Consider the following 22607-nt stretch of genomic DNA (forward strand, 5'->3'; position numbering starts at 1 on the left):
AATTATGGATGTATTTATTCAGGTAATATAAGAAAACCCGCTTGTGCGATTAAGTACACAAGCGGGTTTTTTAGTTAGTTATATCAGAATGTAGAAGGTTAAGAGGCGGAAAGCAAAACAGATAGGGCTTGTAGTTCTGTACAAAAATGGCCGGGGGATACGAAGAGAAGGACCGGAGGCTGGAAAAAAGTCTTTTGGAAGATAGGCCTAGAATTTTTGCTACTTTTGTTTCGATGACAAAAGTAGGAACTCGGTCTTTTTCTTATTTACCTATCTCCAATAACAAATCACCTGTCTCAATGCGATCGCCTTGTTTGACATAGATTTCTTTGACAATGCCGTCCATAGGTGCTTGAATTGTCGTTTCCATTTTCATTGCATCCGTAACGACAAGCGGTGCGCCTGCTGTTACACGGGCACCTTTAGCAACTAATAGTTTCACGACTGTACCAGCAAGGGTTGCCGCCACGTGGCCGGGATGGGCCTTATCTGCTTTTTTTCGCTCCACTACCGTTGACTGAACGGTAGTGTCTTTAATTAATACTTCCCGGGGAAGTCCGTTTAGTTCAAAGCTCAATACTCTTGTTCCATCTGCTCCGGCATCGCCAATTTGCAATAACCGGATGACGAGGGTTTTGCCTGTTTCGATTTCGACCTTTACTTCTTCGCCTGTTTTGAGACCGTAGAAGAAACTAGGCGTATCCAAAACAGATACATCGCCATAATTTCTGACAAAGTGCGTCCAGTCAGAAAAAACTTTAGGATATAAGGCGTAGGAAATGACATCTTGGTCGGTTATGGGGCGTATGAGGCTGTCGTTTAAGGTCTCCCGGATTTCATCGAATTTTACAGGTGCCATAAATTTGCCGGGCCGGTCGCGCAGTGGTTTTTTGCCGCGAAGAATAATGCGTTGCAATTCTTTGGGGAAGCCTTTGTAAGGCTGGCCAAGCTGACCCTGGAAGAATTCAATAACTGAGTTGGGAAAAGCGAGGCTTTCTCCCCGTTCGTATACTTCATCCTCGGTTAGCTGGTTATCTACCATGAAGAGGGCCATATCGCCGACGACCTTGGAGGACGGAGTCACTTTTACGATGTCACCGAAAAGCTCATTAACGCGGCTGTACATCACTTTTACTTCTTCCCAGCGATGCTCCAGACCAAGCGCTTTAGCCTGCTGAAGAAGGTTGCTGTACTGACCGCCGGGCATTTCATGCAAATATACTTCGGGATTAGGGAACCAGTTGGCAGAGTCTACATCCTGATAGTAGGTACGGACATCCTCCCAGTAACCGGATAGCTGATTCATGCCCTGAATGTCAAGGTCGGGCTGGCGTGAATGGCCGCCTAAGGCGTAGTAGAGGGAATTGCCGCTTGGCTGAGAGGTAGCGCCTGCCAGGGCAGCAAGAGCGACATCGACAATATCCACGCCGGCATCAATTGCCCGGGCATACGTATAGATGCCGTTGCCACTGGTATCGTGTGTATGAAGATGAATGGGAATTGATACAGATGATTTTAAGGATGACACCAGCCTGTAAGCCGCTTCCGGCTTGAGCAAGCCCGCCATATCCTTAATTGCCAGGATATGTGCACCCGCTTGCTCCAGTTCTTTCGCCAGGTTTACGTAGTAGTCCAGATTGTATTTCGTACGGGAAGGATTCAGGATATCGCCGGTATAACAAATGGCTGCTTCGGCAACTTTGCCTGCATCGCGGACAGCGTCTATTGCAACTGTCATGTTATCCAACCAGTTCAGACTGTCGAAGATACGGAAGACATCAATTCCGGCCTTTGCAGAAAGAGTGACAAATTCTTTTACCACATTGTCGGGGTAATTGGTATAGCCAACCGCATTAGAGGCCCTGAGCAGCATTTGAAATAAAACCGTAGGACATTTTTCTCTTAGGGCAGAAAGCCGTTCCCAGGGATCTTCTTTCAGAAAGCGGTAGGCTACATCGTAAGTAGCGCCTCCCCACATTTCCAGCGAAAAGAGATTCGGCAGCAAACGGGTGCTGGCATCGGCTATTTGCAGCATATCATGAGTGCGAACGCGAGTGGCTAGCAATGACTGGTGGGCATCACGCCAGGTTGTATCAGTAATCAGTACTTGGGGCTGGTCTTTTATCCAGCGCATTAGCCCTTCTGGCCCGGAAGCATCAAGAATCTGCTTCGTACCTGCCGGCAGCTCTCCACGTACCGTTTTGGGGACCAGAGGCTTCTTAAACTCCGGCTTAGTCCGGGCACCCGCCCCTTCATAGCCATTGATGGTAACATCGCCTAAATAGGTTAATAATTTCGTTCCCCGGTCCTGCCGTTCAGGGAAAACAAATAGCTCCGGCGAGGTGTCAACAAAGCAGGTATCATAGGTGCCGCTTAAGAATTGTTCATGTTTAACTACGTTTTCCAGAAAGGGCAGATTTGTTTTGATTCCTCTGATCCGGAATTCAACCAGGCAGCGCAGCATTTTTGCAATGGCGCTTTTATGGGTGAGTCCCCAGGTTGAGACTTTGACCAACAGCGAATCGTAGAACGGGGTAATGACCGAACCGGTAAAAGCATTACCTGCATCCAGGCGGACGCCGAAGCCGCCGCCGCTGCGATAGGCCATCAGCTTTCCAGTATCAGGCATGAAATGATTGGCTGGATCTTCTGTGGTAACGCGGCATTGAATGGCATGCCCATTGCACTGTATGTTTTCCTGGCTGGGAATGCCCACTTCCTCGTCGTGCAACTGACAGCCGTCGGCTATCAGGATTTGCGATTGGACAATGTCGATACCGGTGATCATTTCTGTAATGGTATGTTCAACCTGAATACGGGGATTGACTTCGATAAAATAGAATTGATTATCAGGTGCGACGAGAAATTCGACGGTCCCGGCGCTGACATAACCGACGCTTTTCATTAACTGTACAGCCGAATTGCAAATAGCACTTCTGAGCTTAGCGGGCAGGGAAATGCTAGGGGCTACCTCTACCAGCTTTTGATGGCGCCGTTGTACGGAACAGTCCCGTTCATAAAGATGGACAATGTTGCCATAAGTATCACCGAGTATCTGAACTTCAATATGCTTGGGGTTCTCCAGCAGTTTTTCCAAATAAATTTCATCGTTGCCGAAAGCTGCTTTTGCTTCTGATTTTGCGCGATAGTATGATTCCTCTAATGAAGCAGCATTGCGTACAATACGCATACCTCTGCCGCCGCCCCCAAGGGTAGCCTTAATAATAATAGGATAGCCGTAGACGCCAGCAAAAGCACGAACATCATCCAGGCTGAACACCGGTCCGTCGCTGCCGGGAATCATAGGGATACCGGCAAGTGCTGCCTGCTTGCGGGCATTGATTTTATCGCCGAACATAATCAGGTGCTCAAGCTCAGGTCCGATAAAGCGAAAGCCTTCTTCGGCACAGCGTTTGGCTAAATTGCTATTTTCGGATAAGAAACCATAGCCGGGATGAATAGCATCAACACCATGCTTACGGGCAATTGCCAAAATGCCTTCAATGTCAAGATACGCTTCAATAGGACCTTTGTCTGCCCCGATTAGATAAGCCTCGTCTGCCTTGTAGCGGTGAAGGGAGAGTTTATCTTCTTTCGAATAAATGGCTACCGTGCGGATGCCCAGCTCATGGCAGGCCCGAAAAACCCGGATAGCAATTTCCCCGCGGTTAGCAACCAAAATAGTTCCAATATTTTTCATTGTTTTTCCTCCAAAAGACCTTAGTTGCCCTTAATTCGACACCTGGAAGGAACTCTTTCTGGTAGAATAAAAAGAGCAGTCAATTGCTAAATTATCATAAAATGGAAGGTCAAACAACAGAAAGAGAACATGTATACTCGTATACGCGTATACATGTTTAGTGTAAAAATCATTATGAAATAGTTTGATTGTAAACACGTTTCTTTATTTTGTATACTTGAGTATTGTTGCAATGGACAGAGGTTTTGATTTTGATTAACTTTTCGTACCCGTGTTACTCGAGGTATCAGTGCGAGTAAAGGTACAGGTAGGGGGAAAGAAGATGGTTATATCTGATTTTTTCCAGGGAATTGTACTGGGTTTTTCAATTGCGGCCCCTGTTGGCCCTATTGGTTTGTTATGCATTCGGCGAACGCTGGTTTACGGGTTGAAAGTTGGCTTTTTATCGGGTGTGGGCGCAGCTCTGGCAGATGGCATATTTAGCTTTATCGCTGCCTTCGGAGTGACGGTTGTCTCGGGATTTCTTTTGGAACATCGTACCGTGCTGCAGGTACTAGGGAGTATGTTTCTCTTAGGGTTTGGTTTTTTTACATTTCGCTCCCGGCCGAATGAACCAGGCAATACGATAAGAGGCGACGGTTTTGGCAGGAACGCCTGCTTATCAACTTTTTTCCTTACGTTAACTAATCCAATGACAATGATGGCTTTTGCCGCTGTCTTCGCAGGAATGGGAATAGGCGCAGCCCGTGATTACCGGCAGGCAGCCGTTGTTGTATGCGGTGTTTTCAGTGGTTCACTGCTGTGGTGGTCGGTGCTAAGCCATGCTGTAAATCGCCTGCGTACCCGCTTTGATGAAAACAGCCTCGTCTGGATCAACCGGTTATCAGGGACGGTTATTATGGTGCTTGGTGTAGTTGGCCTTCTGCTGTAACAATAAAAGAGGAAGCTTGCCCTTTGACGGGTAAGCTCCCTCTTTATAGTTTCTAGCGCAATAGTGGCGTCAGGTTACCCTGATAGAATAGATGAAGTGAGTGCATAGCTCTGGACAGAGCGACATATAACAGGCGGGCATCAAAGGTATCAGATGTATATTGATCAGCTGAGGCATTTACGATGATGACGGCATCAAATTCCAGTCCCTTAGCCAAGGTAACAGGCAAGAGAGAAATTCCACCACGATAAGTAGCTGCCTGTCCGGTTACCAGATGGATGTCATGTGCAGCCGCGTCTGGCTGGGATTGGAGCAGCTCGTATAAAGCATTGCATTCTGCCTCAAGTTTGGTAATGATACCAACAGAGCGAAAGTTAAGAGCGCTGTATGAGTTTAACACTTCTATGATTCTGTGAGCGGTCGCATTGGTAGAGGAAACTTTTTCAATAAGGGGAGGGCGGCCTACTTCGTAAACAGGCAGTGCGCGAGAACTGCCTGCAGGCATGACCTTATTGAATAAGTCAACAATTTCTTTTGCAGACCGGTAGCTGTATAGAATCTCACGGTACACCGTCCGTGTATCGCTAAAGACATCCTTTAATAAGGTTTGCCAGCTGTCAATACTGCGGTAGGTATGGATGCCCTGGGACAAATCGCCCATAATGGTGAAGGATTTATTCGCAGAAAGCATTTTTAAAATCGTGAACTCAAGAGCATTCATATCCTGTGCCTCATCGACTACAATGTGATTAAATTTCGTCACATGCTGCCAGCCATCAAGCAAACCTTTAAGGTAGCACAAGGGAGCCAGGTCTTCCCGTTCCACCTGGCCTGTTTGCAGCAGGGCAAGCGTATATTCTGTAATGATAGGCAGTTCTTCTTTTTTGAACCCCATAGCCTTGAAATACTGTTTGTTTTTATAAACCTCTTGATAAGCTGTAAAGAGGTCAAGAAGCTCCCATTTCTTAAAATGACGTTCTAAGAATGCTTCGCCCTCTCGGGAAAAGCGTTCAAAAGCAGAATCAGTTTTTGACGAGCGAGATTGTTTTGCCTCTAGCACTTCCAGAAAGTTGCGTATCCTAAACCGTATGTACTGCATGAGGCCACGGAGGCGCGTGTTATAAGGTGCGCGGTTATCTTCCATGAACTTGTCAATTTGCTGTTGGCGGTCAATATTCAACTGACCGTCAAAGAGACTGATGGGAGTAAGCTTTAGGCAAAACTGTTCAATTTTTCTCTCCCAATAGGCTTCCAACACAGTGACGAAAGCCTGGCTGCCTTTTAATTTTGTACAAAGCAGCAATCGAGTGCGGTGAGGTGCATTAGCAGCCTGGTTGGACAAAAGCATTTCTAAGCGGTTTTCCGTATGGACGGACCATTCTTGCTGCGTAATTTCGGCAGCTAAATCATCCCAAACCATTTGACGTACGTCAGCAGCATCAATTTCAGGCAGCAGTTCGGAAATGTAATCAAGAAAAATCCGGTTAGGCGCAATAATAATTAATTTTTGAGGATCAAGTTTTTCATTATATAACAGATAGGAGAGGCGATGCAGCCCGACAGTACTCTTTCCGGAACCGGCAACACCCTGAATGATCATTACTTGATGAAGGGTTTCGCGGATAATCTTATTTTGCTCAGACTGAATGGAAACAACGATGTCTTTTAACTTATCCCCGGCTCCGGCTAGCAGGCGTTCCCTCAGCAACGGATCTGCAAGAAGGGCTTGTTCCTGCCGGTTCAGTACCTGGTCGAGAATATAGTCATCAACAATTTGTTTTAGTTCACCCTGCTCAATTTTATATTGCCGTTTTAATCTCACGTCGCCGCTGTAATGATAACGGCCTAATACCTCATAACTGGCTCGTCCACCGTGACACTCATAAAAAATCGTAGATACGGGATCGCGCCAGTCGAAGACGAGAATATCTTCAGTACCGTTGATTTCGAGACGGGCTACTTTGACACGGCCAATATGAAATTTTTCAAAATCAGCGGCATCGTCATCCTTAAAATCGACACGCCCAAAGTAAGGACTGGCGAGTGCCCCTTCGATATCATATATTTTACTGCTGTTGTCATTGCGCATGAGCGAATGAACATAGGCGCTAATTTCATCTCTAACTTTAAGCGAATCACCAATTTGCCGTCCTCTGTTGTTGATATCCTGCTGCAGTTGAGAAATGACGGCTTTCATATCAGTAATGGTAGTAGCAAGGTGGAGCTTTTCTGCCGCAAAATCGGGATGCTGTTCCATAGGACCTCCTGAAATTTCAGTATAAAAAACATTACAATACTGGACGGGGGTGCGTCCGGAATATTTATTATATGCGGAAAAAAGAAATGTTGTCAATGTATTTTATGGTAATATTTGGAATGCATACTAATTGGGATCAGTATGATATGCAACAAATATGGAGAAAAACAATCGTTTATATTAAAAATATGTAGCTTTAATTCTTTTGGAAGGGAATTTTGTGTGTCTATTAGAGATGGAATTGTTCTTAACAGAAAAATAACGAGCATTATTCAACTTTTTATGGTATAATGAAAATACAACTGAATACAGCCTAAGCAGAGGAGCACAACGATGGCAATAAAACGACTGGAAGTGGACCGGGAAGACTTTTTTCATTATCGCGATTGGATGAAAGAACGAGGATTTGTCTCAGCCAGTTACTTTTCTCTTAATGGATTTGATGTCAGCAAATTGAAAAAGATGGCTGAGCAGGGGAGAATAAATGCAATCCGTTGTGAAATCGGTAGGTCAGTTAAATGGTACTACTCGGAGAATCAAGCTGAATTAGCTTATCTTAGAGGAGAAGTCTGAAGTTTAGTTTTTTCGCACAAAATATGCCTGTTCCGCGCTGGAACAGGTTTTTTTTCGCTAAAAACAGGAGTTTTTTGTGTCAGTGGAACCGTCCCCGTGACAGGGAAAATGTTTCATTAAAGGAGAGCGTCCTATAAACAGAGAATAAGAAACAATGAGGTGGTAATGTGGAAGAAAAAGTACTTAACTGGCCGTTAATCAATCATTCCCCAACGCCGATTATATTGAAAGATTTTAGTGAGATAGGCAGTATTGATACTAGTAAAGATGGCATTCTTGCTTTGACGGACGGCTGGAGACCGGGAGCGGCAGCCGCAATTTTGCGTGGGGGCATCAACGCCCAGACTGCGCTTGAAGTCATGGCTCAATCGGGAATTCGTGATTTGAAGATTTTTCATATTGAAGAGAAAATACCGCATTTAGAAGATGTCTTTATCTCGACAGTAGTGAATCCGGCTCATACGATGTTTGAAAATGTGAATATTGTATGGCGCCGCGAGTCTTCGGTATATGAACTAATTCGCCAGATTGGTGAAGAATATAGTATGCTCTATGTCGGTGCTCCTTTGGCTCACTCTGAGATATTACCTTTTTATAACAAAATTAAGGAAGTCTATCAAGGCAGCATCACGATGGTCCGGGGCCCAATGCAGGATATCGAATTTGATGAAGGCGATGAGATTTTCCGCTGGGTTCGCGAGCGGACCTATGAGGCGAATGATTTTGCGCTTTCTGCTGTGCTTCGCAATTGCAAAAAGAAGCTGGGCCTAAAGATTGCTGTAGTTTTACCAAGCTTAAATGAAGAAAGAACAGTAGGAAATGTGATCGAAACTGCCCTGGAAGTCAAAGATGCCGGTGTTATTGATGAGGTTCTGCTCATTGATTCTGATTCGGTCGATAAAACCCGCGAAATAGCACATTCTTACGGAATCCCGGTTTATAAGCATCCGGAAGTAGCCAGTCATTTGGGGACTTATCGTGGTAAAGGCGAGGCAATGTTTAAGAGTGCTTTTATATCGGATGCCGATATCCTGGCCTGGGTAGATACAGATATTGAAAGCATCCGTCCCCGTTTCTTCTATGGCTTATTAGGTCCGATGCTCGCTTATCCGCAAATTAAGTTTAGCAAAGGATACTTTTCCCGCCCTGTACGAGTAGAAGCATCGGGCTTGGAGCTGGGTGGGGGCCGGGTTACGGAAATTTTGGCTCGTCCTTGGATCAATACGTATAGGCCGGAACTTTCCGGCTATATCCAGCCACTGGCGGGTACGGTCGCCATTCACAAAGATCTTTTCCGGCAAATGAGCATTCCTGTTAACTATGGCGTAGAAATTGCAATGCTGATTCAGGCTGTGCAGCTTGGCGGACTATGGTCTACTTGCCAGGTCAATCTGGGAGAGGTCATTCACAAATCCAAGGATGTCATTGGTCTTAGTGAGATGTCTTTTCAAATATTGCAGGTACTGGCTCAAATGGAGCATGGCGGCAAGGTGCGGCAGTCCAATGATGTATTGCGGCGTGTTTTTTCAGCGCATGGCAATTTTGAAATCGGACTTAAACGTTTCCATACCCAGTGGCGCTCTTTCCTTGATGAGAAAAATGGATAATGACAAGTTGTAAGGCTGGTACATTTGTTGTACCAGCCTTTTTATTTATATCAGAATTTATAAGTTTTAAAAGGTGGGCAAGCAAAGAGAATCAAGGGATTATGGTGGCACGAAAACCGCCCGTTCGTAGCAAGCGGGGAAAGCCCGGTTTGTCCTTTTGTCATTGCCACAAACGGACCAAAAAGGCTAGGCCTAATCTTCCAATAGCCTTGGAAACTTGCCGGCTTACTAAAATTCGTAAACTCGCTATCGCTCAAACAGTACGAATTTCTTAACGTAAGTCGGTAAGTTTCCATCCTTCGGACCGTCTATTTCCAGAAAGGCCAAAAGTTTGACGAAAAAGCACTAAAAAGTCAGGACCTATACAGAAATATCTTGAGACACGTTTACTGCAGTGCATCAATGGAACAGAGGGGCTTTTGAATAAGCCCTGCAGGGGTTTGCCGGGAATAGCGCGAAATAATAAAATATCATATTAAAGGCATAAGGCTAGAAAAGGAGGCCCAACCTTGCGTTTTATTCATACCTCTGATTGGCATTTAGGACGGTTGTTTTATGGTGAATACTTAACGGACGAACAGGCGCATATCCTGTATCAATTTGTTGATCTGGTGCGTGATGTCAAACCGGATGCCGTTGTTATTGCCGGTGATATTTATGACAGGGGGGTGCCGCCAACAGCGGCGGTAGAGCTGCTTGATGAGATTCTCAGCCGTATTTTGCTTGACTGTCAGACACCGGTTATTGCGATTGCCGGAAATCATGACAGTCCGGAACGAATCGGCTTTGGAAATAAATTATTAGCCCGTCAGGGGCTGCACGTAGTTGGGCCACTGACCGGGACATACCAGCCTGTCACACTAACTGATGAACATGGACCGGTGTATTTTGTGCCGCTGACTTATGCTGAACCGTCTACGGTGCGGCTTAATTTGGCAGCCGAAGAAGCTAATGATCATACTGCAGCCATGGCCTGTCACATTCGACATGCCACAGCGAGTATTCCGGACGGTGCCCGTACGGTCGCAGTAGCCCATGCTTTTATTACAGGCGGTGAACCGTCGGAATCAGAACGGCCTTTGTCGGTGGGCGGCAGCAGCATGGTGAGCTCGGCATTATTTTCGCCTTTCCATTATACTGCGCTAGGTCATTTGCATCGCCCCCAGGCAGTTGGAGCACCCAATATCCGCTATTCGGGATCACTCATGAAGTATTCTTTTGCTGAAGCTGGGCATAAGAAGGGTGTCTATGTAGTGGAAATGGACAAGGCAGGAGCGGTGCAAATAGAAACGGTAGAGCTCAAGCCCCGCCGTGATGTACGGTGTATTAAGGGCATGTTTCAGGACTTGCTGCAAGGACCGAAGGGAAATGAAAATAAAGAGGATTACATACTGGCCGAATTGCACGATACCCTGCCTGTATTGGATGCATTAGGTCAATTGCGGGCAATTTATCCTAATGTACTTAGTATTGATCCCCGTTACCGTGCCAGTGGCGGCGAAATAAATGGTGCTGCTGTTGATCACCGCAAGCTTACGGAAAAGGATTTGTTTGCTGCCTTTGCCGAACAAATGACCGGGAATGCTTTGTCGGCAGACCAGGCGGCGGCATTAGAAACCGTACTGGAAGAACTTATCCGGGAAGGACGGGACGAATGATATGAGGCCTTTAATGATAACCATGACTGCCTTTGGACCTTATGCGGCCAGGCAGGAAGTGGACTTTGCCAAGCTGAAAGGACGTAATTTCTTTCTCATTCACGGACCTACCGGTGCTGGAAAAACCACCATTTTAGATGCCATGTGCTATGCCTTGTATGGGGCGACCAGCGGCAATCAGCGCACCGGTGAGACGATGCGCAGTGATTATGCCGGGCCGGATCTGCCTACTGAAGTCATCTTTGATTTTGCCATTGGAGAAAGGCAATATCGTGTGCTTCGCCGTCCCAGACAAGAAGTTCTGAAAGATCGCGGTAAAGGGACGAAAGTAGATAATGGCTCAGCAGCCCTGTACCGGCTGGATGATAACAGACAAGAAACCGCCCTGCTTGCCGACCGGCATGTAACGGAAGAAGTAGAAAAACTGCTGGGTTTTAAGGGAGATCAGTTCCGGCAGGTTGTGCTTTTACCACAGGGAGATTTTCGCAAATTACTGTTGGCCGGTTCAAAAGAGCGGCAGGATATTATGCAAATGCTGTTTCGTACCGAACTATACCGCTCAATAGAAGATAAACTGCGGGACAAGTATGGAGCACTGAAGGAACAAGGCCAGCAAATGCTGAGTCAGATACAATATGTATTATCTTCTGCTCAGGCAGCTAACCGGGAAGAACTGGTGCAGTATGTTGAAATCAACCGCCAGGCACATCAGCTTGCCGAAGGTGAGACCGCTGCTGCAAAACGTCAAATTGATCAGGCACAGGCAGCACTTACGCAGGGCAGGCTGGATCAGGAGCGGTTGACTGAGCGGCAGGCGGCTCAGGATAAATTAAAACAAGAGGAACAATTGATTCCTGTTGTGGAACAAAAGCGGCATGAATTAGGCAAAGCGAAATTAGCTGCCGGTTTGTTGGATCTGGAAACTAATCTTAGGCTAGTGGAAACGGAATATAAGGAAGTTGAACAAAAAGCAGCAGATTACCGTTTAAAAGCCTCTTCTGCCAGAGTTGCCTATGATAATGCACTAGCCTTGCTGAAGAAGGAAGAGCAGCAGGAACAGCAGCGCAAAGAGGCTGCTGCAAAGAAAATATATCTGGACAGTCTTGCTGACAAGGCTGAGGCGCTCACTGCTGCAATTAAGCAGGCCGCTAGCAGTGAACAGGCAGCTGTAAGTTGCAGGAAACAGCACCTGGAGGCTGCTAAAGAGCTGTCCGGCATAGAGAGCAGCCTTGCTGAGGCGGGACTTCAGTATGAACAGTTAAAAGCAGAAGCAGCTCAGGCTGGTATGCGAAAAGCAGAACTGGAAAAACGCCTCCGCGAACGTGATGAACGCAATAAGCTGGAAAATAATCGCCTGAAAGAAAAGCAATGCCGTGAACGGCTGGACAAGCTTACCGTAATATACGAACAGAAACAGGAACAATATATTGGTGCCAGAACGATGCTGACAAATTTACAGCAAGCTTGGCATCAAGGACAAGCGGCAATTTTGGCGGCAGATCTTTGTAACGGTCATCCCTGCCCGGTATGCGGAGCGACGAGCCATCCCGAAAAAGCCCGTCCGGCAGGTGATCTGCCAAATGAGTCGGATATTAAGGCTCAGCAAGAGCGGTGCGATAAGGTGGGGCAGGAAAAAGACAGTGCTTTCCAAGCTGTGCATGCCTGTAAGTCTGAAGTTGATGCGTTGCTGCAACTCATTGCCGCTGCAGAACAAGAATTGCAAGAATTAGCAGCTAAGTCACCTGAACGCTTTGCACAGGCAGTTGCAGAAGCCCAAAACGCCTATACAAAGTCCGAGCTCTCTGCTAATCAAGCCTTGCTCATGAAAGCGCAAATAGAAAAGCTAACAGCGCAGCTAAAGCAGTTGACTGTGCAGGTCAGCAAAGCAGAAGAGCAATATCGTCAGGCCTTTAGCAAAGAACAGGCTGATAAAGCAATAGTAAACGAACGGCAGAACGCACTGCCGCTGGAATACAGAAGTGAGCACAATCTGCTTCAAGCAAGACAGTCTGCAGCAAAAGAATTACAGGAGTTAGAGAAGCGGCTGGCAGATGCTCAGCAGGCTGCCGAGAGTGCAGGCAATAACATAGCATCTGTTAATGCAACACTGAATAGCCTGTCAGAACAGTGTAAGAGTCAAAGTGAAAAAGCTGCCTTGCTCAGGCAGCAGTTTGGTGAGCGCATGATACAGGCTGGTTTTGCTGTGCTGGAAGATTATCTTGCAGCTCGCAAAACTCCCGCCACCATAGGGGAGCTGGAAAAGCGTATTGCTGACTTTGATCAGCGTCTGGCTGCAGCCAGAGAGCGCTGCCTAAGAGCCGAGGCCAATGCCGCAGCAATAACGGCAGCTAATGTACCACTTCTGGAAGCACAGTTAGCAGCCAGCAACGATCAATACGGCGTGGTTATCAGGCGTAGTAATCAACTGGCTGAACTGGTAAAACAGCAGGAAAAATGGCTGGCTGATTTGCAGCATTTAGAACAGGAACAGGCAAGCGTGCATGGCAAATACCAGATTATGGCCAGTCTCTTTGAGATTGCTTCAGGCAAAGATACGGGGGTTACTTTTGAACGGTTTGTGTTAGGTGCCCTGCTGGATGAAGTGGCATTGGCCGCAAATGCCAGACTAAAAAGCATGAGCCGCAACCGGTATATGCTGCAGCGCAAAATGAGCAGGGATGATAAGCGGACCTTGTCCGGACTGGATCTGGAGGTATACGATAACTATACAGGCTTTGCCCGGCAGGCTAATACCTTGTCAGGCGGTGAAACATTCCTTGCCTCGCTGTCGCTGGCTCTTGGTCTGGCTGATGTAGTTCAGGCATATGCCGGAGGAATTCACCTGGACACGATTTTTGTTGATGAAGGCTTCGGTACGCTTGATCCGGAGACGCTGGATTTTGCAATTAAGGCTTTGCTTGAACTACAGCAGGGTGGACGGCTGGTCGGTATTATTTCTCATGTGCCGGAACTCAAAGAACGCATTGATGCGCGGTTGGAAATCAGTCTCACCGGGCGGGGCAGCCGGGCAGAATTTAAGGTAGGGTAATTATGTGTATCATACTATTTGCATATCATAACCATCCCAAATATAAGCTTATTGTAGCCGCTAACCGGGACGAATTTTACAGTCGCCCGAGTTCTTCTGCCCATTTTTGGCAGGACCAACCGAAGCTATTGGCCGGACGTGATGAAGAGCAGGGCGGTACCTGGCTGGGCATTACCAAAGAGGGGCGTTTTGCTGCCTTAACCAACTATCGAGATCCGGCTAGTACCCGCAAAGATGCAGTTACAAGAGGACAACTGGTTAGTCAGTTTCTGTCGGGAAGTCAAAAGCCGGAAGATTATCTTAAAACTGTGGATGAACAGGCGGAAAACTATAACGGTTTTAATCTGTTGGTGGGTATGGTCGGACAGACAGATTCTTTATGGTATTACTCCAATCAAAGCAGGCGCATGAGCCAGGTTGGAAGAGGAGTTTTCGGTTTGAGTAATCATTTGCTCAATACACCCTGGCCTAAGGTAGTACGGGGGCGGGATAGACTCTCTGAAGCGGTTGGTACACCTGAGGTTGAACAGGAGCTTCTATGGCAAATATTGACTGATCGCGAAAGACCTGTTGACGACAGTCTGCCCCAGACAGGAGTATCACTGGAACTGGAAAGAATATTATCGCCAATTTTTATTGAAAGCCCCGGCTACGGTACAAGAGCATCAACGGTAGTGCTTGTTGATTATGCCGGACAAGTGACTTTTGCAGAAAAGTCGCTGGATGTTAAGGCTGGAGAATGGCATAAGGAGAATTATCGATTTGTTATTGAAAAAGCAGCTCTTTAAAAGAGTTGCTTTTTTTTAGGAATTTTTAAGATGATTTTACATAAAATTAACCAAGCGCCCTTCATTTTGCATTACTATTAGAATTAACTTCTTATAATAAGAAGTTATACACAAAGAATAACTAAAGTGGGAGGATTTATTTGACAAAAAATAAAAAAGACGTTGGTTTTGTCTTCATAATTAATCACGAACCCACAGTTTATCAGTGCATATAATAAAGTAAGAATCCTGTACCCGCTAGATTGGCAGTTATTGATATCTTTGTTTTGCAAGTAGTTGGCGCACACTAAGTAAAAAAGCTGCTCATGCGCAATTCAAGCTGGGAAGGGTGGTAAAGAGTGATAAAATATTATGTGTTAGACACTAACGTTTTACTGCATAGCCCCAATGCCCTATATGCTTTTAATGAACATACCGTTATTGTACCGGAAGTTGTCCTGGAAGAACTTGATAAGTTTAAGTCGGAAGCATCTGACCGAGGGGCAAATAGCCGCCACACCATTCGGATTATTGATTCTTTGGTTATGGAAGGCAATTTGCTGGAAGGTGTCAGCCTAAATGAGTCAGGTGGAATTGTTAAAATCGAAACAAATCATCTTGATACCCAAATACCCAATCATTGGGACCGCTCAAAACCGGATAACCGCATACTCCAGATATGTAAGGGGTTTCAGGATTGCAAGAAAAATGTGGTATTAGTCAGCCGCGACACCAATCTTAGGGTGAAAGCCACAATACTGGGAATTCAGGCTGAAGATTTCCGCGGTGACAATGTGGCAAATGTAGAAGAGCAATATACAGGCAGGGCCATTGTATATACTTCTTCTAAGGTAATTGATCAGTTTTACGGTGATGATGGTAATTACCTTGATGCGGAGAAACTACAGATTTTTGATGAAACAAGCAGTATACTTATGCCGGCAAAGCTGGAGATCAATCAGTTCTTGCTGATTCGTTCTACCGATAATGAGCGCCATACCGCCGTAGGCCGTTTTGATGGCGAGAAAGTAGTGCAGCTGCGCTATCGCAGCCGCAATCCCTTTGGGATTACTCCACGCAATATCGGACAGGTTTTTATGCAGGAATGTCTGATGATGAGCGCAGATGAAGCTCCTTTAGTCATTATCAAAGGGCCGGCTGGAACGGCGAAAACCTTCTACTCGCTGGCAGTTGGCCTACATCGAACCATGGACTGCCGCCCACGGGAATATAATCATCTGTTGATTTGCCGTCCCAACATTCCTATGGATGAAGATATTGGCTTCCTGCCGGGCTCTGAGGTTGACAAAGTCAGTCCATATATGCGCGGTATTCGTGACAATTTGTTTACGCTGATGAATGGCAGCAGTGTTCAGGAAGCAAAAGAGCTGGCACAAATCGAAGATACGGTCCAAATGCTGTTCGACAAACATATTATTCAAACAGAAGCGTTAGCGTATCAGCGTGGCCGCTCGCTGCAAAAATACTGGATGATGCTGGATGAAATGCAAAATTCAACTCCCCGCCAGGCTAAAGGGGTAATTACCCGCCCCGGTTTAGGTACAAAAATTATTTTAATTGGTGATCCGGCACAAATCGATCATCCATATCTGGATAGCCGCTCCAATGGTCTAGTATATGCCAGCGAAAAAATGCGCGGCTCTAAGTTGTGCTATCAGGTGACACTTCATCATGATGAATGTGAACGGTCACCGCTGGCGGCAGAGGCGGCAATTCGCCTGTAATAGTAAGTAAAGAAGTGAATTTAAGGTGTTCAGCTGCATGCTGGACATCTTTTTTGTTTTTAAAATTACCATTACTAACAACTTTATGATATAATATGAGTTGTTAGTAATGAAAAGGAGGTATGCAATGATACGTTTTTGTGGTGTTTCAAAAAAGTATGGCAGTTTTCAGGCAGTTAATAATCTGGATTTACACATCCGAGAAGGAGAACTCGTAGCTCTTATCGGGCCAAGTGGCTCCGGAAAAACAACTACTATGAAAATGATTAATCGACTTATTGATCCCTCAGAAGGAAGTATTCTTATTAACGGGAAAGCAGTGCTCGAACATAATGTAGTTGAACTAAGAAGAAATATTGGTTACGTGATTCAGCATATTGGCTTATTGCCACACATGACCATTGCTGAAAACATCGCGATTGTTCCCAAAATGCTCAAATGGGACAAAATGCGTTATGCGGCAAGGGTAGATGAATTATTGGCATTAGTTGGTCTTAATCCTGAGGAGTATCGTCAGCGATATCCTGCCGAATTAAGTGGAGGACAGCAACAGCGAATTGGTGTAATACGGGCATTAGCTGCTGACCCGGCAATTATTTTAATGGATGAGCCCTTTAGTGCTCTTGATCCGATCAGTCGGGAACAGTTGCAGGATGAAGTATTGCGTCTGCAGCAGGCATTACATAAGACAATTGTTTTTGTCACACATGATATTGATGAAGCGATCAAAATGGGTGATAAAATTTGCATAATGAATCAAGGGGAAATTGTTCAATTTGATACTCCCGAGCGTGTCCTACGGCATCCTGCAAATGAATTTGTGAGTTCATTTATTGGAACGAAGCGAATGAGTCAATTAGAATCACTTCCCTCTATTGAGGAAGTGATCATTCGTCCGGTGACGGCCAAACCTAACCGTGGGCTTGCGGAGGCAATTAATACGATGCGCAGGCAAAAAGTTGATACCTTGATTATTGTTGATAAAAATAATGTATTCTTGGGTGTTGCAGGGGCATGGGAAATTCAACAACACTTTCAGCAGGAAAAAATGACACTGGAAGATGTGATGCGAAAAGATATACCTGTGCTTTTGGCCACCCAATCCCTAAGTGAGGCTATTCATTTAATTAGTAAGCATCAGGTAGCCTATTTGCCGGTAATTAATGACCGGCAAGAGCTGCTGGGAATTGTCAACCGGGCCAGCCTGGTCGATATTATGGCCAGACAGGTGCGGATTGAGGAAAATAGTAACGGCGGGAGGTGCGCAGTATGCTGACCATGTTGCTGGACATCTGGAATAGCCGCTCAACAGATATTGCTATTGCTACTGCCGAGCACCTTATGTTGACAATTATTGCGTTATTGCTGGCCAACTTACTTGCTATTCCGCTGGGCGTACTCTTAACACGGTACCCAAAGTGGGCCGAACCTATTATTGGGATAGCTGCCGTATTTCAGACAATCCCTAGTTTGGCATTGTTAGGTTTGATGATTCCGCTTCTGGGAATTGGTGTTATGCCTGCCGTGGTTGCATTAACTATCTATGGTCTTTTACCCATCCTGCGTAATACCTATACAGGTATACTGGGAGTAAATAGCGCAGCTATTGAAGCCGGTGTGGGAATGGGAATGACCTCGAAACAAATTCTTTTTTGGATTGAGCTTCCTCTTGCAAGACCCATCATCATGGCCGGAATTCGAACGGCTACCGTTCTCCTTGTAGGCATTGCCACGCTGGCTTCCTTAATTGGAGCAGGAGGACTGGGAGATTTGATTTTCAGGGGGATTTCTACAGCAAATCAGGAGCTGATTTTGGCTGGAGCCTTCCCGGCGGCGCTGCTGGCAATTGTCTTTGATATTGTGCTTAAGAATGTTGAAAGACGCATGCAGCCTAAAGGATTACAGTGAAAAAGGAGCGATGATTGAATTGAAAAAATTAATAACGATCGTTACGATACTGGTATTGAGTGTAACCTTGGTGGGGTGTTCGGTATTTAATGGTAATAAGAGCAACACGATTATAATTGGCGGCAAGAATTTTTCTGAGCAAGATATATTGGTTTATATGATGAAAGAACTTATTGAGGCAAAGACAGAGCTGAAAGTTGAGGTAAAACCATTTCTGGGTGGAACAAATGTTGTGGCTCAGGCTCTTGAAAGGGGCGATTTGGATCTTTATGCCGAATATACAGGCACGGCTTTAATGAATATCCTAGGCCAGCCGATGGTGACAGATCCCGATGAGGCTTATAGCAAGGTAAAAGCTGCTTATCAGGAAAAGAAACACGCAGTATGGCTCAAGCCTTTTGGCTTTAATAATACGTATACACTCACCATGCGGGCTGATCAGGCCGCACAGCTGGGAATTGAGTCAATCAGTGATCTGTCAAAATTTACGCCTCAATTATTATTAGGCGCTACACATGAGTTTTTGGAACGACCTGATGGCTACAAAGGCATAGCAAGTGTATATGATTTGAATTTTGTCGGCGTAAGTGCTATGGATCCCGGTCTTACTTATGGCGCCTGCCGAGATGGAAAAGTGGATGTAATTGATGCCTTTGCTACGGACGGGCGTATCCCGGCATTTAATTTAAAAGTGCTGATTGACGATAAGCGCTTCTTTCCTCCCTATTATGCAGCTCCGGTTATCCGTGAAGCGACACTGCAGAAGCATCCGGAAATAGCGGATGCATTAAACTTACTGAGTGGAAAACTAACGGATAAGGCCATGTCAGAGTTAAATGCGAAGGTTGATCTGGAAAAAAAGGATCCTAAGGTGGTAGCTAAGGAATGGCTGCTGGCAGAGGGGCTTATTTAGGCGGAAAGCCGTTAGATTTTACAAGAAACCAAGCTGCTCTTATGGGCAGCTTGGTTTTATTTACTCAGCATAATATCCAGTGGCTCAGGCAAAATAGAAGTGTATGCTTGCTCAAAAAGTTTAACAAGTGGTCATACGAAAGGTGGCGCCTGTATGCAGTTGGAAGCAAGACGCAACATATTGTTGACCGGATTATTTCTAGGCTTGTTTTTTGCCTCCCTTGATCAAACGGTAGTGGGAACTGCCATGCCTAGAATTATTGGCGACCTGGGAGGATTAAGCATTATGGCATGGGTAACTACTGCCTACATGCTTACGTCAACAACCGTTGTCCCCATCGCAGGAAAATTGGCTGACTTATTTGGACGCCGGATTATTTATGTAATTGGTATAACTGTTTTTATGATTGGTTCTGCGTTGTGCGGGACAAGTTCGAATATGACGGAACTTATTGTCTATAGGGCGTTGCAGGGAATTGGCGGCGGCATTATGATGCCGATGTCGATGACTATTGTAGGCGATATTTTTCCTCCGGAAGAACGAGGCAAATGGCAAGGGCTCATGGGAGGAATCTTTGGACTTTCTTCAGTGGTTGGACCGACGATTGGCGGTTACATCGTCGATAACAGCTCCTGGCAATGGGTGTTTTATATTAATCTCCCTGTAGGATTTTTAGCAGCTGTAGCTATCTTTGCCGGCCTCAAAGGAGAGAAAGCCTTAGTTGAAAAAGTCGTAATCGATTACGCAGGTGCCGCTACGTTAATTATCAGTACGGTAAGCTTACTGCTGGGATTGAACCTGGGAGGAACAGATTATCCCTGGCTGTCTTGGCAGATTATCGGGCTGCTGCTGCTTGCAGCAATAACAGGGATACTATTTATTGTGGCAGAAAAGCGGGCGGAAGAACCGATCCTGAGTCTCGATTTATTTAAAAACAGAACATTTACTGTAACTAATATTGTGGGCTTCTTAATGGGGCTCGGCATGTTCGGTTCGCTGATGTTTTTACCGCTGTTTTTACAAGGTGTAATTGGTGTGAGTGCCACTAGTTCAGGCAATACGATGCTGCCGATGATGTTTGCTATGATTGGTGCAAGCACGCTTGGTGGCTGGCTTGTTACGAAAGTAAGTTTTCGCAGTCTGTTTGTTTCCGGTATGAGCTTTATGGCAATCGGGTTTTATCTGTTAAGCACGATGACGGTTGCTACCAGTCAATTACTTGCCATTGTTTATATTATTTTAATTGGGTTAGGCATGGGTCTTATTATGCCTACGGTAACGATTGCCGTACAAAGTGCATTTGGCCCCCGTCAGCGTGGAGTCGCCACTTCTGCTACTCAGTTTTTCCGCAGTATTGGTGGTACACTTGGCATTACTTTGCTAGGAGTGGTGTTTAACTATCGCTCAATTGCATTAATGGAACAAGAGTTTTTTCCGCTTGTTGCAAGCCGGCCCGATTTGCAGAGCGGACCATTAGGCAGCATGCTGGCTGAGGCGCACTCTAATCCGCAGAGCTTGTTTAATATCTTGTTAAGTCATGATACGATTCAGCAAATACCTCTTGAAGTACAGCAAATTTTGCTGCCTCCTCTCAAAATAACCTTGGCTGACTCCTTGCAGACAGTATTTTTTGTGGCAATGGCTGTTACGATAGTGGGGGTTGCAATCAGCTTTCTGATGGGGAGTGCCGGAATAGAGAAAAAGAATAAGCCGCCCACAATCGAGCGCGCGGGAGTTACCCTGTTTGCCGAAGGCTTTGCCACGGAGACGGAGATTGCCGCCGAGCTGATTCCGGATCTGATCGATGATCAGCAGGAACCGCCGCCCAGGCACAAATGAGAGAAACCTCGTTCCCAGGTCGTTTAGAAAGTCCCAGATGCTAGGAAGGACGAGGAAGCGAGCGAAGACAGTACAGTGCCGGTACGGCGAGCGAGCTCCCGCAGGCCTGACAACGCAGATGGGGCTTTATCAACGGCCTGAAAAGGATTGCCAAATACGGCAATCCTTTCTATTTGTATTCACCTAATGAAAGTGCTATTATTAATTGTAATGTTATTAAAAATAATAACTTTTTTAAAAGAATGAGGAGGCGTTACTATGCCGCACAGGACGGAAGATTATAAGACATGGGTAAAGGTTATTACTGCGCTTTTCATTCTGGTCATATTAGAAGAAGGTGCTGCTCATGGCAATAAAATTAATGAAGAAATACGGTGCCGCACAGACAATATGATTACTTCCAATCCTAATGTGCTATATCCGCTGCTTCGTGCCATGGAAGAGAAGGGATTTATCGCCGGTAACTGGGATAATGCCAGTACGCGTAATAAAAGAGTATATACCATAACAGCTAACGGGAAATCATGTATTCCGGCGCTGCAGCAAAAAGTTAATCAGAAGTTGAATGTAGCAGAGCAAAAACTAAAAATGATCCGCTGCAATTTGCTTGATAGAGTACAGGAGGAGAAACAATGAGTGCAGTTCAGATAAAAAACAATAAAAAGATCATCCTGATAAGCGCAATTCTTGGCGTGATGTTAATTGGCGGTGGTCTGTGGTGGTGGATACGGGCAGCCGGAATGGTTTCCACTGATGATGCCAGAGTGAAAGGGGCAATTGTTACTGTAAGCTCACGTGTTTCGGCCAGAGTTGAAGAGCTTTTGGTTAATGAAGGCGACCAGGTACAGGCGGGACAAGTGATTGCTAAACTGGAAAGCAAGGAACTGGAAGCCCAATATTTGCAGGCTAAAGCTAATTTGGCCGCCGCAGAGGCTAAGCTTGCCGGTTTAAAAGCAGGCAGCAGGCCACAGCAGATTGCACAAGCCGGGGCAGGTTCTGCGCAAGCGGAGGCTAATTTGGACAATGCCCGTAAAGGCTATGAAAGAATGGCTATGCTGTACGAGAAAGGCGCAATTTCCGCTCAGCAGTTAGATGCCGCGCAAACAACACTGCAGGTAGCTCAGGCCCAGTACGAGGCTGCAGATCAATCCTTAAACATGACACAGGAAGGCTCTCGCATTGAAGATGTGCAGGTTGCAGAAGCGCAGGCGGAGCAAGCTGCCGCTGCGCTTAAAAATGCCCAACTGGCACTTGATAATGCTGTCATTAAAGCCCCCGGAGATGGGGTCGTCGCTGTCCGTTCTGTCGATGCTGGTGAAGGTGTGACTGTCGGCCAGTCGCTGTTTAATATTGTTAATCTTCATGATATTTGGGTAGCAGCTAATATTGATGAAGGTGATGTCGGTAAAATAACAATCGGGCAGACGGTGGATGTTACCATTGATGCGTATCCGGGTAAAACCATAAAGGGAGAGGTAAGTGAAGTTGGTGCAGCCACCGGCTCTCAATTTGCCTTGCTGCCAACGGAAAATACGTCAGGTAATTACACGAAAGTAACACAAAAATTACCGGTAAAAATAAAAGTGCCAGAAAGTCAGAGTTATATTCTAAAACCGGGAATGTCGGCAGTGATCACTATTCACGTGAAATAAGAGAGGTA

Annotated in this window: 15 protein-coding genes; 13 read left to right on the forward strand and 2 right to left on the reverse strand. The window is 45.8% G+C overall.

The annotated features are described in order from the left end of the window. Positions 1 to 262 precede the first annotated feature (262 nt). Positions 263 to 3700 (reverse strand): pyruvate carboxylase, encoded by a 3438-nt coding sequence (gene pyc / locus RTR76_RS13235; RefSeq protein WP_312521421.1) that lies wholly within the window; start codon positions 3698 to 3700, stop codon positions 263 to 265. 322 nt (positions 3701 to 4022) lie between these two features. On the opposite strand from pyc, the gene RTR76_RS13240 reads away from it, so the two are divergent. Further along, complete coding sequence (locus RTR76_RS13240; protein WP_312521423.1) at positions 4023 to 4631, forward strand: LysE family transporter; 609 nt, start codon at positions 4023 to 4025, stop codon at positions 4629 to 4631. Positions 4632 to 4683: 52 nt separating this feature from the next. Here the strand turns inward: RTR76_RS13240 and RTR76_RS13245 are convergent, their stop codons facing one another. Continuing rightward, a complete protein-coding gene (locus tag RTR76_RS13245) occupies positions 4684 to 6888 on the reverse strand; it encodes a UvrD-helicase domain-containing protein (protein ID WP_312521425.1) in 2205 nt (734 codons plus the stop codon). Positions 6889 to 7221: 333 nt separating this feature from the next. Between RTR76_RS13245 and RTR76_RS13250 the strand changes: the two genes are divergently transcribed. The 12 genes from RTR76_RS13250 to RTR76_RS13305 all read left to right on the forward strand — a co-directional run bounded on the left by RTR76_RS13250 (position 7222) and on the right by RTR76_RS13305 (position 22599). After that, on the forward strand, positions 7222 to 7461 hold the full coding sequence (locus RTR76_RS13250; protein WP_132076641.1) for a hypothetical protein: 240 nt from the start codon (positions 7222 to 7224) through the stop codon (positions 7459 to 7461). Between the two features lie 167 nt (positions 7462 to 7628). After that, the gene (locus RTR76_RS13255) at positions 7629 to 9068 is read left to right on the forward strand and encodes a glucosyl-3-phosphoglycerate synthase (protein WP_312521427.1); all 1440 of its coding nucleotides are present in this window, start codon (positions 7629 to 7631) and stop codon (positions 9066 to 9068) included. 509 nt (positions 9069 to 9577) lie between these two features. Continuing rightward, positions 9578 to 10726, forward strand: a complete 1149-nt coding sequence (locus RTR76_RS13260) for an exonuclease SbcCD subunit D (RefSeq protein WP_312521429.1) — start codon at positions 9578 to 9580, stop codon at positions 10724 to 10726. A 13-nt stretch (positions 10727 to 10739) separates the two neighbouring features. After that, complete coding sequence (locus RTR76_RS13265) at positions 10740 to 13775, forward strand: SMC family ATPase (RefSeq protein WP_312521431.1); 3036 nt, start codon at positions 10740 to 10742, stop codon at positions 13773 to 13775. A 2-nt stretch (positions 13776 to 13777) separates the two neighbouring features. After that, positions 13778 to 14563, forward strand: a complete 786-nt coding sequence (locus RTR76_RS13270; protein WP_312521433.1) for an NRDE family protein — start codon at positions 13778 to 13780, stop codon at positions 14561 to 14563. A gap of 338 nt (positions 14564 to 14901) precedes the next feature. Continuing rightward, on the forward strand, positions 14902 to 16287 hold the full coding sequence (locus RTR76_RS13275; RefSeq protein ID WP_312521435.1) for a PhoH family protein: 1386 nt from the start codon (positions 14902 to 14904) through the stop codon (positions 16285 to 16287). Between the two features lie 127 nt (positions 16288 to 16414). Then, on the forward strand, positions 16415 to 17563 hold the full coding sequence (locus RTR76_RS13280) for an ABC transporter ATP-binding protein (protein WP_312521437.1): 1149 nt from the start codon (positions 16415 to 16417) through the stop codon (positions 17561 to 17563). Continuing rightward, complete coding sequence (locus RTR76_RS13285; protein ID WP_312521438.1) at positions 17557 to 18195, forward strand: ABC transporter permease; 639 nt, start codon at positions 17557 to 17559, stop codon at positions 18193 to 18195. Before RTR76_RS13280 ends, RTR76_RS13285 begins: the two co-directional genes overlap by 7 nt. Positions 18196 to 18214: 19 nt before the next feature. Continuing rightward, entirely contained in the window at positions 18215 to 19108 is an 894-nt protein-coding gene (locus RTR76_RS13290; protein WP_312521440.1) for a glycine betaine ABC transporter substrate-binding protein, read from the forward strand. A 153-nt stretch (positions 19109 to 19261) separates the two neighbouring features. Continuing rightward, a complete protein-coding gene (locus RTR76_RS13295; RefSeq protein ID WP_312521442.1) occupies positions 19262 to 20947 on the forward strand; it encodes an MDR family MFS transporter in 1686 nt (561 codons plus the stop codon). Positions 20948 to 21205: 258 nt separating this feature from the next. Then, on the forward strand, positions 21206 to 21583 hold the full coding sequence (locus RTR76_RS13300; protein WP_312521444.1) for a PadR family transcriptional regulator: 378 nt from the start codon (positions 21206 to 21208) through the stop codon (positions 21581 to 21583). Continuing rightward, positions 21580 to 22599, forward strand: a complete 1020-nt coding sequence (locus RTR76_RS13305; protein WP_312521446.1) for an HlyD family secretion protein — start codon at positions 21580 to 21582, stop codon at positions 22597 to 22599. Before RTR76_RS13300 ends, RTR76_RS13305 begins: the two co-directional genes overlap by 4 nt. Positions 22600 to 22607: the final 8 nt, after the last annotated feature.

The organism is Anaerospora sp. (genome assembly GCF_032013335.1).
GTDB lineage: Bacteria > Bacillota > Negativicutes > Sporomusales > DSM-15969 > Anaerospora.